The following is a 14,584-nucleotide window of genomic DNA, read 5'->3' as shown; positions in this document are numbered from 1 at the left end:
GGCCGGGCGACCACGCGCGGGCGGATCAGCCCTGCACGATGGTGCGCCACTCCTGCACCCACCGCTCCCGGTTGGCGTCCACCTCGTCGGCCGGCAGCGAGCGCGACGACGTCGGCAGCGGGGCCGCCTTCGCCCACGCCTCGGGCAGCGCCACGCCCTCCCGCGACGGGTAGACGTACATCTGCCCCGGCACGTCGGCCTGCACGGCCTCCGACAGCAGGAAGTCGACGACCTTCTTCGCGTCCTCCGGGTTCTTCGCGCCGCTCAGCACGCCCGCGTACTCCACCTGCCGGTAGCAGGTGTCCAGCAGCGCCTTGGTGCGCGGCTGCCCGTCGTCGCCGATCTCGGCCGACGGCGAGGACGCGTAGGACACCACGATCGGGCGCGGCCCCTTGCCGCTGGAACCGGAGAAGTCCTGCGTGTACGCCTCCTCCCAGCCGCTGACGACCTTCACGCCGTTGGCCGCGAGCTGCCCCCAGTAGTTCCGCCAGTTGGCCTCGCCGAACGTGGCGATCGTGGCGAGCAGGAACGCCAGGCCCGGCGACGAGGTGGCCGGGTCCTGCACGACCAGCATGTCCCGGTACTTCGGATCGGCGAGCTGGGCGAGCTGGGTGGGTTCGCCGACGTCCTCCAGGGCGGCGACGTCGATGTTGAGGCACACGTCGCCGACGTCCACCGCGTGCAGCCGGTTCGGCGGGTCGAGCCGGTAGCGCTGCGCGCCCTTGTCGGCCTCCGGGCTCGCGTGCTCGGCGAATACGCCCTCCTTCAACGCGCGGGACGCGAAGGTGGAGTCGACGCCGAACGCGACGTCGCCGATCGGGTTGTCCTTGGTCAGCACCAGCTTGTTGGTGACCTCGCCCGCGTCACCGCTGGCCAGCGGCTTGACCGTGATGCCGGTGTCGGCCTTGAACCCGTCGAGCAGCTCCTGGGACAGCGCGAACGAGTCGTGCGTCACCAGGGTCACCACCCGCTCCCGGTCCGCGGGCGCCTGGCCGGTGGTCACCGAGCAGCCCGTGAGCAGCGCGAACGCGGTCGCGGCGGTCAATGCGCGTCGAAGCATCATCTCTCCCTACACCGGCATGACCCGGATCAGGTGTGGACGGTCGAAGGCTCGCGCGCCTTCCTCTCAGCCCGGCGCAGCACCGGACTCCCGTGGTGAACGCGCAGCCTACCCCGCCCGGTGGCACGATCGGGTGCATGGCCGAACTGCTGACCGACGACCAGGTGACCGCCGCGCTGACCTCCCTGCCCTCGTGGAAGGCCGAGGGGAGCGCCCTGGTGCGCGTCGTGGAGCTGGAGAGCTTCCGGCGGGCGATCGACGTGGTGAACCGGGTGGCGGAGATCGCCGAGCGGGTGGACCACCACCCGGACATCGCGATCCACTGGCGCACGCTGACGTTCCGCTGCTGGACGCACGTGCGCGGCGGGATCACCGCCCTCGACGTGTCACTGGCCGAGGAGGTCGACTCGGTGCTCGACGACGGGCTCCGGTGACCTCCGCCGCAGCACCACGGCGATCGTGACGAGCGTCAGGACCCCCACCGCCGGGTACACCCAGCCCAGCGCCGAGTAGTACCAGGGTCGCGGGATCACCCAGATCGACGGCTGGGCGTTGAGCAGGAACGAGATCAGGTAGCTGCCGATCGCCGCGACCCACGCGAACGCCGTCACGGTCGCCAGCACGTGCCGCGCGCGGTAGGTCGACCACATCAGGGCGGGCACCGCCCACACCCAGTGGTGGCTCCACGAGATCGGCGACACCAGCAGGCCGAGGAGCTGCACGGTGACGATCATCGCCAGCACGTCCTTCGCCTTCACGGCGGCGTGCAGCGCGAACCCGGTGAGCACCGCCGCCGCCGCGACCGCCGCGAGGAAGACCGGCCCGGTCTGGATGTCGTGACCGAGGGTGCGGCTCAGCGCGCCGCGCAGCGACTGGTTGATCGCCGACCCGACCGGGCCGACGCGCGTGGCGTCGCCGAGCAGGTGGAACCAGTACTCGGCGGACAGCCGCGGCGACACGACCCACGCGAGGCCGACCGTGCCCGCGAACGCGACGACCGACCACACCGCGGCCCTGTACTGCCTGGTGACGAGGAAGTAGAGGCCGGAGATCGCGGGCGTCAGCTTCAGCCCGGCGGCGATCCCGACGCCCGCGCCCTGCTTCCAGGCGGTGGCGCTGACCAGCGTCCCGACCAGCAGGGCGGCCAGCACGAGGTTGATCTGGCCGTAGTTGAGCGTGGTGCGGACCGGTTCGACCCAGATGAACAGGCCCGTCCACAGCAGCGCGCGGCGCGGGTCGTTGCTGCCCGCGAGGCTCAGCGACTTCGTCGTGAGGTACCAGAGGCAGGCGAGGCTCAGCAGCTGCCAGAACCAGCGCGCCACCCCCCACGGCACCCAGGACAGCGGCACGAACACGATCGCCGAGAACGGCGGGTAGGTGAACGGCAGGGCGAACTGGTCGGAGAACTCCTTCAGCCGCCACTCGTAGAGGCCGCCCGTGAACAGCTCGGGCGAGGCGTTGCGGTAGACCATCAGGTCCACCATGGTCATCTTCGTCTGGAAGGCGACCATCGCCAGGTGACCGAGGACAGACAGCCCGAACACCCACGGCGCGAGGACGAGCACCCGGCTCTCCAGTGCGCGCAGTCCCACCCTGTACCTCCACGATCGTGTGAATTGCATGACTACCGGGCCACGAACCGGGGTACCCGGACGTCAAGACGAGTGGGAGATCAATACCGCAAGGGGATTCGCATGACCGCCGACATCGTCGTGTTCACCGTCTCGGCCCTGGGCATGCTGGCCACGGCCGGGGGCGTCTTCGCCCTCGCGCGCCACAGCCGCAACCAGGTGCGCTGACGACACCAGACAGTACCTCGGGCCGGTCCACCATCGGGTGGGCCGGCCCGAGGTCGTTCCGCCCCACCCGGGCCGACCGGGTGGGGCAACCGCCCAGGTGGGGCTGGAATGACCTCCGTACCGCCGGTACCGAGCGCCTCCCGGGCCACCTGATCAGGCACTGGACCTGCGCGGACACCCCTGCTCCACTGGTGATCACGGCGCCCCGCAACCCAGGAGGCACACCCGTGAGCACAGCCCACGCCGCGGTACCGGACTACCGTGGAGCCATGACCGCTTCGCCCGACTGGACGCGACCACCGCGCGAAGAGGGGTGGTTCGCGGAGGACCTGGACCGGCTGCACGGGGCGCCCCGGCACATCGAGCTGATCGACGGAGCGCTCGTCCACATGATGGCCCCACAGCGGTTCTGGCACGGCTACGTCATCGACATGCTCGTGTCGGCGTTCCGGGCCCAGGCACCGCACGGCATCCACGTGGCCCGCGAACTGACCGTGCGCCTGGACCTTCACAACCGTCCTGAACCCGACATCATCGTGACCAGGTCCCCGTTCGCCCGGGGCCAGACCTGGGCGGAACCCGCCGACGTCCTGCTCGCCGTGGAAGTGGTGTCACCCGAATCGGCGGAACGCGACCGCACGATCAAGCCGCGCAAGTACGCGCAGGCCGGTATCGCCCACTTCTGGCGCGTCGAGGAAGACGATCGCACGGTGACCGTGCACGTCCACGAGCTGGAAGGGTCCGGGAAGCGCTACCGGGAGGTCGGCGTCTTCGACGACGAACTGGTCCTCTCCGCCCCGTTCGACATCAAGCTCAGGCTCACCGAACTGACCTGAGTCGAACCGGTCCGGAAGCCGTCCTGCCCCACCGGGGCCGGCGGGACGGGGTGGCCGCCCAGGTCACCCGTGAGCACAGCCCACGCCGCACCGCCGCGTTACGGCAAGGCCATGACCGGCCTGCCCGACTGGACGCGACCACCGAGCGAAGAGGGGTGGTTCGCGGAGGACCTGGACCGGCTGCACGGGGCGCCCGCGCACACCGAATCGCCAACGCACTCGAAGCCCAGGCACCGGCGGACCTGACCGTCGATCACGAGATGACCATTCGCCTCGACAAGCGCAACCGCCCCGAGCCCGCGCTGCGCGACCGGGAGGTCGGCGTCTTCGACGACGAACCGGTCCGGCTCGGACGGCAGCGGAGTCCGCTCGGCCCGCACGACGTTCCGGAACGGTCGGTCAGTAGTGGTAGCGCGCGGCGAGCACGATGATCTCCTGCTCCGCGACGAGGTAGACGAGGCGGTGCTCGTCGTCGATCCGCCTGGACCAGGCTCCGGCCAGGTGGTACTTCAACGGTTCGGGCTTCCCGATCCCCGTGAAGGGATCACGCAGGACGTCCTCGATGAGCTTGTTGATCCGAGCGAGCACCTTGCGGTCGTTCTTGAGCCAGGAGGTGTAGTCCTCCCAGCCGTGCTCCTCGAAGACGAGCCTCACCCGGCTCCCTCTCCCGCATCCGCCGCGTCGGGGTCGATCAACTCACGGGTCGACGTGCCGACACCACCGAGGGCGTTCTCGTACGCCTTGAGCAGGCGACGGGCGTTGGCCGGGGACCGCAGCAGGTAGGAGCCCTCCCGGAGAGCCGCGTAGTCCTCGGCGGACATCAGGACGGCGTTCCCGTGCTTGGAGACGATCTCGACGACGTCGTGGTCGTCGTTGACCTGCTTGATCAGCGGGAACAGTTCCCTGCGCGCCTCGCTCGCGGTGATGGACATGCCGCACCCCCATCCAGTGGTACTGGATATCGTACCACTGGATGTGCCTCGACGACCGGCTCAGACGTTGAAGCGGAACTCCACGACGTCGCCGTCCGCCATCACGTAGTCCTTGCCCTCCATGCGCACCTTGCCCGCCGCCTTCGCCGCGGCCATCGAGCCGGCTTCCACGAGGTCCTCGAAGGAGACCACCTCGGCCTTGATGAAGCCCCGCTCGAAGTCCGTGTGGATCACGCCCGCCGCCTGCGGGGCCGTCGCGCCCTTCGGGATGGTCCAGGCGCGCGACTCCTTGGGACCCGCCGTCAGGTAGGTCTGGAGGCCCAGGGTGTGGAACCCGGCCCTCGCCAACGAGTGCAGCCCCGGCTCGTGCTGGCCGATCGACTCCAGCAGCTCACGGGTGGACTCCTCGTCCAGCTCCAGCAGCTCGGACTCGACCTTGGCGTCCAGGAACACCGCGTCCGCCGGGGCCACGAGCTCGCGCAGCTCCTTGAGCTTCGCCTCGTCGGTCAGGACCGACTCGTCGGCGTTGAACACGTACAGGAACGGCTTGGTGGTGAGCAGGCTCAGCTCGCGCAGCAGCGCGCCGTCGACCTCGGACTGCGCGGAGAACAGCGTCCGGCCCGAGTCGAGGACCTCGCGGGCCTTGACCGCGGCCTCCAGCACCGGCCGCCGGTCCTTCTGCATCCGCGCTTCCTTCTCCAGGCGCGGGACGGCCTTCTCCAGGGTCTGGAGGTCGGCGAGGATCAGCTCGGTGTTGATCGTCTCGATGTCGGAGCCCGGGTCGACGCGGCCGTCGACGTGGATCACGTCCGAGTCGTCGAACACGCGGATGACCTGGCAGATGGCGTTGGCCTCGCGGATGTTCGCGAGGAACTTGTTGCCGAGGCCCGCGCCCTCCGACGCGCCCTTCACGATGCCCGCGATGTCGACGAACGACACGACGGCGGGCACCTCTCGCTCGGACCCGAAGATCTCGGCGAGCTTGCCGAGGCGGGCGTCCGGCAGCGGCACCACGCCGACGTTCGGCTCGATGGTCGCGAACGGGTAGTTCGCCGCCAGCACGTCGTTGCGCGTGAGGGCGTTGAACAGGGTGGACTTGCCGACGTTGGGCAGGCCGACGATACCGAGGGTCAAACTCACGGGGGGTGAGTCTACGCGCACCAGGGCCGTGTCCGATTCCCGCGAGACCACGCCCGGGAGCCCTGGCAGAGTTGGCCGCGTGCTCCTCGACGACGAACGCGCCTACCGGGCGGTCGCCGCCCGCGACGCCCGCTTCGACGGCTGCTTCATCCTCGCGGTGCGCACGACCCGCATCTACTGCCGACCGTCCTGCCCCGCGGTGACGCCCAAGCGCCGCAACGCCGAGTTCTACCCGACCGCCGCCGCGGCCCAGTCCGCCGGCTACCGGGCGTGCCGCCGGTGCCTGCCCGACGCGGTGCCCGGTTCGCCGGAGTGGAACCTGCGCGCGGACCTCGCGGCCCGCGCCGTGCGGCTGATCTCGGACGGCGTGGTGGAGCGCGAGGGCGTGCCCGGCCTGGCCGCGCGGCTGGGCTACTCGGAGCGGCACCTGACCCGCGTGCTCACCGCGGAGCTGGGGGCCGGTCCGCTGGCGCTGGCCCGCGCGCACCGGGCGCACTCGGCCCGGCTGCTGATCGAGACGACGGACCTGTCGTTCGCCGACATCGCGTTCGCGGCGGGGTTCGCGTCCGTGCGCCAGTTCAACGACACGATCCGCGCGGTGTTCGCGGCCACCCCGTCGGCGATGCGGGCCGGGCGCGTGCCCACCGGCAACGCGGGCCGCATCACGCTGCGCCTGCCCTACCGGCCGCCGTTCGACGCCGAGGGGCTGCTGGCGTACTTCCGGAGCACCGCCATAGCGGGCGTGGAGCACGTCACGGAAGACGCCTACGCACGTTCGCTGCGGCTTCCCCACGGCACCGCGACCGTGCTGCTGGAACCGGTGGACGGGCACGTCGCGTGCACGCTGCGGCTGTCGGACCTGCGGGACCTGGGCAGCGCGGTCAACCGGGTCCGCCGCCTGCTCGACCTGGACGCCGACCCGGTGGCCGTGGACGACTTCCTGGCGGGCGACCCGGTGCTGCGCCCGCGCGTGCTGTCGAGGCCGGGCATCCGCGTGCCGGGCAGCGTCGACGGGGCGGAAACCCTGCTCAGGGCCCTCGGCCACACCGCACCGGGCGAACCGCTGGAGCACCCCGACGGGCCCGTCACCCACCTGTACCCGAGGCCGGCGGCGATCGACTCGCCGGTGGCGCGGGCCCTGGCCGACGGCACGCTGCGCGTCGACGTGGGCCGGGACGCCGACGAGCTGCACGCCGAGCTGTCCGCGTTCCCCGGCATCGGGCCGGACGTCGCCTCGTACGTCGTGATGCGCGTCCTCGGCGCACCGGACATCCCCCTGACCAGCGAAGACCCCGCGTGGCGCCCGTGGCGCTCGTACGCGGCCATGCACCTGAGGAGGACCGCGTGACCACCGCCCGCACCACCGCCAACGTGTCCGCGACCGACACCCCGATCGGCCCGTTCACCGCCGTCGTCGCCCCGGACGGGGCCGTCCTGGCGAGCGGCTGGACGACGGACGTGGCCGAGCTGCTGTCCAAGGTCGCCCCGCGCCTGCGCCCGGCGAACCTGGTCGAACGACCCGACCTGGGCGCGGTCACCAGGGCCGTGCGCGCCTACCACGACGGCGACCTGGCGGTGATCGACGACGTCCCGGTCCGCCAGGAGGGCGGCGCGTTCACCGCGGGGGCGTGGCGGGCGCTGCGCACCGTCCCGGCGGGCGAGCCGATCAGCTACACCGGGTTCGCGCTGCTCGCCGGACGCCCGTCGGCGGTCCGGGCGGCGGCGGGCGCGTGCGCGAAGAACCCGGCGACCCTGTTCGTCCCGTGCCACCGGGTGGTGGCGGCGAACGGCCCCGGCGGCTTCCGCTGGGGCGCGGAGGTCAAGGGGTGGCTGCTCGCGCACGAGGCGCGCGCGGCCTGACGGAGCGAACCTGCGTCAGTCCTCGTCGCGCGGGCGGGGCTTGCGCTGCGGGGGACGGCCCTCGCGGGACGCCGGGCGGCGCGGCCGGTCGGCGGGGGCGGCGCCGTCACGGGGGCGCGGGCGCTTCGGCCGGTCCTCGTCGGCGGCGGGCGCGGGCGGCCGGCGGCGTGGCGGGGTGTCGTCCGCGGCGGGACGGGGCCGCTTCGGGCGGTCCTCGGGGGCGGGCTTCTCCCGCGTCGCCTTCTCCCGCGTCGCCTTCTCCCGCGCGGGAGACTCGCGCACGGGCTTCTCGCGGACCGGCTTGTCGCGGACCGGCTTCTCCCGGGGCGGCTTCTCGCCGACCGGCTTGCGCCTGGCCTCGCGCTTCTCGTCCTTGGTGAGCCGGTTCGGGTCCTTCTGCGTCGACACCCGCACGACACCGAGCAGCACGGTGACCGCCGTCGTGAGGGCCATCGCCGGGAACCCGTCGATCAAGGGCTTGCCCAGGTTGAGGCCCAGCGAGGTGAGGCCGCCGGACGGCACCCCCGAGGTGAACACCACCAGGGTGGGCACCACGATCGCCAGGACCAGCGGCGGCTGCACGACCGGGCCGAACATCGAGCGGCGCTCGACGAACACCACCGCGCCGACGCAGCCCACGAAGAACGCCACCCCGAACGCCCAGCCGACGGTCGCCGCCGACGAGCCGAGGTCGACCCACGCGCCGACGACGGCCACCACGAACGCGATCGCCACCGCCGCCCACCAGGGCAGGCCCCGGAAGCTGCCGAACATGGCGCGGTCGTTCCAGCGGACGACGTCCTCGAACTCGTCGTCCTCCGGGTCGCTGCGCGAGTCGTCGCGCGTTGCAGCGGTCACCAACACTCCTCGTCCGGACGAACCCCCGACACACTCTATTACGCCTCGCGGGCGTCCAAGGGTGCACCGAGGGACTCGTCGTTCCTGCGCACGAGCGGCAGCGGGGTGACGTCGGACGACGCGTTGCTCAGCGGCTCCACCGCCGCCCGGAAGCCCTCCAGCGCGTCCAGCTCGCGCCGCCGCGCCGACAGGAACCGCTGGAGGTGCGTGCTCGACAGGTTGACCGCGTCGATCGCGCCGTCGGCGGCCCGGTGCGCGCGCCCGGCCGCGTCCCGCACCCGCTCCACGTCCTCGGCCAGCGCCCGGTCGGTCACCGCGAACATCGCCGCCGACGCGATCACCGCGAACCCGGTCGGCCCGCACAGGAACACCCGCCGGTCCAGCAGCCAGCGCAGCAGCTCCGGGTCGGTGTCCAGGGCGGCGACGACCGCGCCGTCGTTGGGCACGAACATGATCGTGCCGTAGATCGCATCGGCCCACCGCTGGTAGCCCTTGCCGGCCAGCTCGGCGGCCCTCGACCGGATGTTGCGCACGTGCACGCGCAGCGCGTCGACGCGTTCCCTCGGGTCGTCGGTCTCCACCGCTTCCGCCCACGTGGCCATGCTCATCTTCGCGTCCACCGGCACCTGCCTGCCGCCGCCGACGTTGAGCACGAGGTCGGGACGCACCGAGCCGCCGCCGGCCACGTCGACCTGCACGCTGAAGTGGATGCCCTCGCGCAGGCCGAGCACCCGCGCGGTCTCCACCAGCACCTGCTCGCCCAGCTCACCGCGCCCGCTCACGGACGAGAACGCCACCTCGTAGCGCTGGAGGGCCGCCCACTGGGCGTCACCGCGCTCGCGCTCGGCGGCCACCGCCGCCAGCGCCGCGTCGGTGCGCCGCACGCTGTCCTGGTAGAGCCGGTAGAGGAACAGGAGGGCGCCGGCGAGCAGGAGCGCCACGACCACCGCCGCCGTGCTGAGGACCGCTGTCACCCCCCGATCATCGCGCACCCGTGTCCGATCACACGTTCGAGCGACACGCCGAGTCGGGTTCCGGGCGTGTCGCCCACGCGCGCCTACCGTGGCCGGCGTGAAGATCCTGCACACGTCCGACTGGCACGTGGGGCGCACCTTCCACGGCCGTGACCTGCTGGAAGAGCAGGAATCGGTGCTCGGGGGGCTCGCGGACGCGGTGTCGGACGAGCGGGTCGACGTGGTCGTGGTGTCCGGTGACCTGTTCGACCGGGCGGTGCCGAACGCCGAGGCCGTCGCGGTGTGCTCGCGGGTCCTCAAGCGGATCAGGCACGCGGGCGCGCAGATCGTCGTCACGCCCGGCAACCACGACTCGGCGGCCCGGCTGGGGTTCCTCGGCGCGTTCGCCGAGGCCGGCGGCCTGCACCTGCGGACGCGGATCGCGGAGCTGGCCGAGCCGGTGCTGCTCGCCGACGACCACGGCCCGGTCGCGGTGTACGGCATCCCGTTCCTGGAGCCGGAGACGGCGCGGCACGCGCTGGGCGTGCCAGACGCGAAGGGCCACGGCGGCGTGCTGACCGAGGCGATGCGGCGGGTCCGGGAGGACCTTGCGGCCCGGCCGGGCGCGCGTTCGGTGGTGCTGGCGCACGCGTTCGTCACCGGTGGCGAACCGTGCGAGTCGGAGCGGACCATCGCGGTCGGCGGCGTGCAGGACGTGTCGGGCTCGGTGTTCGCCGGGGTCGACTACGCGGCGCTGGGCCACCTGCACGGGCAGCAGACGCTGGCCGACCACCTGCGCTACTCGGGCAGCCCGGTGGCGTACTCGTTCTCCGAGGCCCGGCACACCAAGCAGGTGTGGCTGGTGGAACTGGGGCCCGAGGGCCTGGCGGGCGTGGAGGGGCGGGCGCTGCCGGTGCCCCGGGAGCTGTCGGCGTTGACCGGCGCGCTGGACGACCTGCTGCTGCGGCCCGAGCACGACGCGGTCGTCGACCACTTCCTGTCCGTGACGCTGACCGACCGGGTGCGCCCGCTGGACGCGCTGCGCCGCCTCCAGGCGCGGTTCCCGCACGCGGTGCACGTCGAGTGGCGGCCGGAGGGCGGGCGGCCCGGCGAGCTGCGGTTCGCCGAACGCGTGCGGGGCCGCACCGACGAGGAGGTCGCGTGCTGCTTCCTGGAGGACGTGCGCGGCGACCGGCCCGGCGACCGGGAACTGCTGCTGCTGCGCGAGGCGTTCGCCGCGGCGGCCCGTGAGGAGGACTAGGTGAAGCTGCACCGGCTGCTGGTCAGCGGGTTCGGGCCGTACGCGGAGCAGGAGGAGGTCGACTTCGACCGGCTCGGCGGTGACGGCCTGTTCCTGCTGCACGGCGACACCGGCGCGGGCAAGACGACGCTGCTCGACGCGGTGGCGTTCGCGCTGTTCGGGAAGGTGCCGGGGGCGCGCGGCGACGTGAAGCGGCTGCGCTGCGACTACGCGAGCGCCGAGACCGCGACGTTCGTGGAGCTGGAGCTGACCGTGCGCGGCAGGCGGTTCCGGCTGCGCCGCGCCCCCGAGTACGACCGGCCCAAGAAGCGCGGCGGCGGCGTGACGCGCCAGCAGGCGCAGGTGTCGCTGACCTGGGTCAGCGGGTGGGACGGCGAGGGCCACACCCGCATCGACGACGTGGCCCGCGAGGTCGAGGGCCTGGTGGGGATGACCGCCGAGCAGTTCTTCCAGGTGGTGCTGCTGCCGCAGGGCGAGTTCGCGCGGTTCCTGCGCGCGGAGACCGCCGAGCGGGAGAAGCTGCTGGAGAGGCTGTTCGGCACCGAGCGGTTCCTGGACGTGGAGAGGTGGTTCCGGGAGCGGCGGCGGGAGGCGGGGCAGGAGGTCGAGCGGCTCGGCCGGGTGAACCAGGGCCTCGTGCAGCGGGTCGCGGAGGCGGCGGCCGAGGAGCCGCCCCCGGTGGGCGACCACGAGTGGCTCAGCTCGCTGCTCAAGCGGGTGGACGAGGACGGCCGGGAGGCCGAGCAGCGGGCCGCGGCGGCGTTGGCGGACCGGGCCGCGGCCGAGCGGGTGTGGCAGGACGCGCGGGCGCTGGACGAGCGGGTCCGGCGGGTGCGCGAGGCGCGGCGCTCCCTCGACCGGTACGCGCGGGTGGAGCCGGAACTGCGGGTGTGGGTCGCGGAGCGCGACGCCGCCCGGCAGGCGGCCGTCGTGGTGCCCGCGCAGGCCGCCGCGGCGCGGTTGGCGCGCGCGCTGGACGCCGCCGTGGCGCAGGAGCGCGCGGCGGCCGGCGCGGTGGCGGCGTTCGGGTACGCCGACGACGGAACCCCGGACGACCTGCGCGGCGACGCGGAGCGGTTGCGGGAGGAGTCCGGCGCGCTGACCGGCCTGGCCGCCGAGGCGTTGAAGCAGGACGACGACCGGCGGCGCGTCGCGTACCTGGACCAGTCGATCGCGACCGCGTCGCGTGACCTGGCGTCGCTGGTGACGCAGCTCGACGAGGTGCCCGCGCGGCTGTCGGCGCAGCGGTCGGCGGTGGACGACGCGCGGGAGGCCGCCGCCCGGCTGACGCAGGCCACCGGGCTCGCGGCGGCGGCCGTGGAGCTGCCGCGCGTCGAGGCGTCGTTCCGCGCGGCCGACGAGGCGCGGCGGGCGGCCGTGGACGAGCACCAGCGGGCCCGGGACGGGCTGCTGCGGGTGCGGCAGGAGCGGCTGGAGGGCATGGCCGTCGAGCTGGCGGGCAAGCTGCGCGCGGGCGAGGCGTGCCCGGTGTGCGGGTCGGCCAAGCACCCCGGACCCGCGCGACCCGTGCCGACGGCCGTGACGGCGGCCGACGAGGACGCGGCGGCCGACGCGGAGCAGCGGGCCGCGGGCCGGCGCGCGCGGGCCGAGCAGGAGGCGCAGAAGCTGGAGGTCCGGCTGGGCCACCTGCGCGAGCAGCTGGGCGACCGCTCCCCCGACGAGCTGGAGCGCGAGCACCGGGCCGTGGCCGCGCTGGCCGGGCAGCTGGAGGCGCGGCGGGCGGAGCTGGCGGAGCTGGAGCGCGAGGTCGAGGCCGCGCAGGACCGGCGCGGTCGCCTGGAGCGGCAGCTCGCGCGGGAGGGCGCGCAGCGCGCCGAGCTGGTCGCGGCCGTCGAGGAGCGGGGCGCGCGGTTGGAGGAGGCGCGCGGCGACTTCCCGGACGTGGTGGCCCGGCGGGCGCACCTGTCCGGCCTGGCCGACGCGCTGGCCGACCTGCACGTGCGGCGCGTCGCCGTGGCCGAGCACGAGGAGCGGTTGGCCGAGCAGCGGGTGGAGGTGTCGCGGCTGGCGGCGGACGCCGGGTTCGCCGACATCGCCGAGGCCCTGGCGGCGGCCCGCCCGAACGACGTGGTGGCCGCCCTGGAGGCCAGGGTCCGCGACGCGGAGAAGTCGCGGACGGCGGCCGAGAGCACGCTGGCCGAGCTGCCCGACGTGGACGCCTCCGCCGAGGTGGACGTGGCGGGCGCCGAACGGCTGTTCCGGGAGGCCACCGAGGTGGCGACGAGGGAGTCCGGGGCGTGGGAGGAGGCGCGGCGGCGCGCGGCGCGGGCCGGGGAGCTGGCCGCGCGGCTGCACGCGGCGTGGGCGCGGCTGGAGCCCGTGCAGGCCGAGTACGCCGAGCTGGACGCGCTGACCGACGTGATCAACGGGCGGGGCCAGAACTCGCGCAGCATGACGCTGCGCACCTACGTGCTGGCGGCGCGGCTGGAGGAGGTCGCGGCGGCCGCGAGCACCCGCCTGGAGCACATGAGCCAAGGTCGCTACCGGTTCGTGCACTCGGTCGAGGCGGGTCCGCGCGGCACCCGGGGCGGCCTGGGCCTCGACGTGCTGGACGACTACTCGGGGCAGCGCCGACCGGCCAAGACGCTGTCCGGCGGCGAGTCGTTCCTGGCGTCGCTGGCGCTGGCGCTCGGCCTGTCGGACGTGGTGGCCGCGGGCGCGGTGCTCGATACGCTGTTCATCGACGAGGGCTTCGGCACGCTCGACGCGGAGACCCTGGAGCTGGTCATGACCACGCTCGACGAGCTGCGGGCGGGAGGGCGCGTGGTGGGGCTGGTGTCGCACGTGGAGGAGCTGCGGCAGCGCATCCCGACCCGGTTGCGGGTGCGCAAGGCGCGGGCGGGTTCCACGCTCGAACTGACCGCGTGAGACGCCGGTTACCGCGCGTCGCCCGGTGGGTGGCGGTGCTCGCGGTCCTCGTGGTGCTGGTAGCGAACGCCGCCGCCCTGTGGCGGTTCGCGGGCGCGTGGTGGCACGGCGCGCTGACCGGCGACACCGTCGTGTGGGGGCTGCCGCTGCGCAACTGGGGGCGGATCGGGAAGCTGCTCCAGTTCGTCGCGGGCGCCACCGTGGTGCTGAAGCTCGTCGGACCCGAGCGGTTCGCCGCGTGGGGCGCGGGGTGGGACGCGCGCCGGGACCGCGCGCTGGCCCGCGCGGAGCGGTCCATCGCCCTGTACCCGCTGGCATCGCTGCGGCGGGCGATGGAGGACAGCCTGGTCCACCTGCACTTCCACCCCGGCCCCGGCGGTGAGGGCGTGGCGCGCTGGGAGGTGTCCACGAGCGGGCCGCCGGCGGTCGGCACGGCTCCGCTCGCGCAGGCCGACGTCGACGCGTGGCACGCGGGTGCGGCGGAGGCCGTGGCGGCGGCGCACACCTGCGCGCCGCACCCGCCGGACGTGTGCGAGGCGCAGGTCGACGCCGCCCGTGCCGCGGTGGGCGGGTTCCTGCGCGACCGGCTCGGCCCCGAGCGGTGGGAGGAGCTGGGCGGCGCGGGACAGGACGCCCTGGACGTCCGGGAGGGTTTCTTCACGGCGGTGGGGCTCCTCCTGTCCGTCCTGCTGCTCGTGGCGATGCTCCACCTGGCGAGCCCCGGGCCGGAGATCCCGGTGCTGCCGGCCGTGGCCGTCCTGCTGTGCGCCCTGGCGATCGCGGCGGTCATGGGCGACGCCGACCGCCCGCCGCGCACACCGCGCGGCGTGGCGGTGTTCCGGGTCGTGGTGCGACTGCGGACCGCGCCCGTCGCGGCCCTCATGAGGCTGGCGGCGACCGTGCTGGTCAAGGCCGGGCCGAGCCACGCCGTGGAGTGGTTCGCGTTCGTCGCCTTCGCGGTCGGGTTCGGCCTGGACTTCGCCGCCTCCTGACCCC

General features: G+C 73.8%; 15 protein-coding genes. 8 read left to right on the top strand and 7 right to left on the bottom strand.

Annotated elements, in window-relative coordinates; all coding sequences use genetic code 11:
• Positions 1 to 25: 25 nt before the first annotated feature.
• Entirely contained in the window at positions 26 to 1,060 is a 1,035-nt protein-coding gene (locus J2S66_RS32740; RefSeq protein ID WP_310312317.1) for a thiamine ABC transporter substrate-binding protein, read from the bottom strand.
• A gap of 137 nt (positions 1,061 to 1,197) precedes the next feature.
• Here J2S66_RS32740 and J2S66_RS32735 point away from each other — a divergent pair, with 137 nt between their 5' ends.
• Entirely contained in the window at positions 1,198 to 1,494 is a 297-nt protein-coding gene (locus J2S66_RS32735; protein ID WP_310312315.1) for a 4a-hydroxytetrahydrobiopterin dehydratase, read from the top strand.
• On the opposite strand, the gene J2S66_RS32730 is transcribed toward J2S66_RS32735, so the two are convergent.
• On the bottom strand, positions 1,447 to 2,652 hold the full coding sequence (locus J2S66_RS32730) for a mannosyltransferase (protein WP_310312312.1): 1,206 nt from the start codon (positions 2,650 to 2,652) through the stop codon (positions 1,447 to 1,449). The two genes, J2S66_RS32735 and J2S66_RS32730, sit on opposite strands and share 48 nt — an antisense overlap.
• A 476-nt stretch (positions 2,653 to 3,128) precedes the next feature.
• On the opposite strand from J2S66_RS32730, the gene J2S66_RS32725 reads away from it, so the two are divergent.
• Together J2S66_RS32725 and J2S66_RS32720 are read left to right on the top strand one after the other, a co-directional pair.
• Positions 3,129 to 3,695 (top strand): Uma2 family endonuclease, encoded by a 567-nt coding sequence (locus J2S66_RS32725; protein WP_310312309.1) that lies wholly within the window; start codon positions 3,129 to 3,131, stop codon positions 3,693 to 3,695.
• 69 nt (positions 3,696 to 3,764) lie between these two features.
• A complete protein-coding gene (locus tag J2S66_RS32720; RefSeq protein ID WP_310312306.1) occupies positions 3,765 to 3,941 on the top strand; it encodes a hypothetical protein in 177 nt (58 codons plus the stop codon).
• A gap of 153 nt (positions 3,942 to 4,094) precedes the next feature.
• Here the strand turns inward: J2S66_RS32720 and J2S66_RS32715 are convergent, their stop codons facing one another.
• From J2S66_RS32715 to ychF, 3 genes are read right to left on the bottom strand one after another with little or no spacing between them, the layout of a single operon-like run.
• On the bottom strand, positions 4,095 to 4,349 hold the full coding sequence (locus J2S66_RS32715) for a Txe/YoeB family addiction module toxin (protein ID WP_310312303.1): 255 nt from the start codon (positions 4,347 to 4,349) through the stop codon (positions 4,095 to 4,097).
• Positions 4,346 to 4,627: a type II toxin-antitoxin system Phd/YefM family antitoxin gene (locus tag J2S66_RS32710; protein ID WP_310312301.1), complete on the bottom strand. Its 282-nt coding sequence runs from the start codon at positions 4,625 to 4,627 to the stop codon at positions 4,346 to 4,348. Before J2S66_RS32710 ends, J2S66_RS32715 begins: the two co-directional genes overlap by 4 nt.
• Positions 4,628 to 4,687: 60 nt before the next feature.
• A complete protein-coding gene (ychF, locus tag J2S66_RS32705; RefSeq protein ID WP_310312299.1) occupies positions 4,688 to 5,767 on the bottom strand; it encodes a redox-regulated ATPase YchF in 1,080 nt (359 codons plus the stop codon).
• A 79-nt stretch (positions 5,768 to 5,846) separates the two neighbouring features.
• Here ychF and J2S66_RS32700 point away from each other — a divergent pair, with 79 nt between their 5' ends.
• Positions 5,847 to 7,115: a DNA-3-methyladenine glycosylase 2 family protein gene (locus J2S66_RS32700; RefSeq protein WP_310312296.1), complete on the top strand. Its 1,269-nt coding sequence runs from the start codon at positions 5,847 to 5,849 to the stop codon at positions 7,113 to 7,115.
• Positions 7,112 to 7,627 (top strand): methylated-DNA--[protein]-cysteine S-methyltransferase, encoded by a 516-nt coding sequence (locus J2S66_RS32695; RefSeq protein WP_310312293.1) that lies wholly within the window; start codon positions 7,112 to 7,114, stop codon positions 7,625 to 7,627. Before J2S66_RS32700 ends, J2S66_RS32695 begins: the two co-directional genes overlap by 4 nt.
• A gap of 15 nt (positions 7,628 to 7,642) precedes the next feature.
• On the opposite strand, the gene J2S66_RS32690 is transcribed toward J2S66_RS32695, so the two are convergent.
• Together J2S66_RS32690 and J2S66_RS32685 are read right to left on the bottom strand one after the other, a co-directional pair.
• Entirely contained in the window at positions 7,643 to 8,485 is an 843-nt protein-coding gene (locus J2S66_RS32690) for a DUF6542 domain-containing protein (protein ID WP_310312292.1), read from the bottom strand.
• A gap of 38 nt (positions 8,486 to 8,523) precedes the next feature.
• Positions 8,524 to 9,459: a DNA recombination protein RmuC gene (locus tag J2S66_RS32685; RefSeq protein ID WP_310312290.1), complete on the bottom strand. Its 936-nt coding sequence runs from the start codon at positions 9,457 to 9,459 to the stop codon at positions 8,524 to 8,526.
• 97 nt (positions 9,460 to 9,556) lie between these two features.
• Here J2S66_RS32685 and J2S66_RS32680 point away from each other — a divergent pair, with 97 nt between their 5' ends.
• Genes J2S66_RS32680 through J2S66_RS32670 form a run of 3 tightly spaced genes read left to right on the top strand, consistent with a single transcriptional unit; the run spans position 9,557 to position 14,580 of the window.
• Positions 9,557 to 10,699, top strand: a complete 1,143-nt coding sequence (locus J2S66_RS32680; RefSeq protein WP_310312287.1) for an exonuclease SbcCD subunit D — start codon at positions 9,557 to 9,559, stop codon at positions 10,697 to 10,699.
• On the top strand, positions 10,700 to 13,588 hold the full coding sequence (locus tag J2S66_RS32675) for an AAA family ATPase (protein WP_310312285.1): 2,889 nt from the start codon (positions 10,700 to 10,702) through the stop codon (positions 13,586 to 13,588).
• The gene (locus tag J2S66_RS32670; RefSeq protein ID WP_310312282.1) at positions 13,585 to 14,580 is read left to right on the top strand and encodes a hypothetical protein; all 996 of its coding nucleotides are present in this window, start codon (positions 13,585 to 13,587) and stop codon (positions 14,578 to 14,580) included. Before J2S66_RS32675 ends, J2S66_RS32670 begins: the two co-directional genes overlap by 4 nt.
• The last annotated feature ends 4 nt before the right edge of the window (positions 14,581 to 14,584 follow it).

The organism is Saccharothrix longispora (genome assembly GCF_031455225.1).
GTDB lineage: Bacteria > Actinomycetota > Actinomycetes > Mycobacteriales > Pseudonocardiaceae > Actinosynnema > Actinosynnema longispora.
Note: the sequence above shows the minus strand (reverse complement) of the source record. Positions and strands in the feature narration are given on the sequence as shown.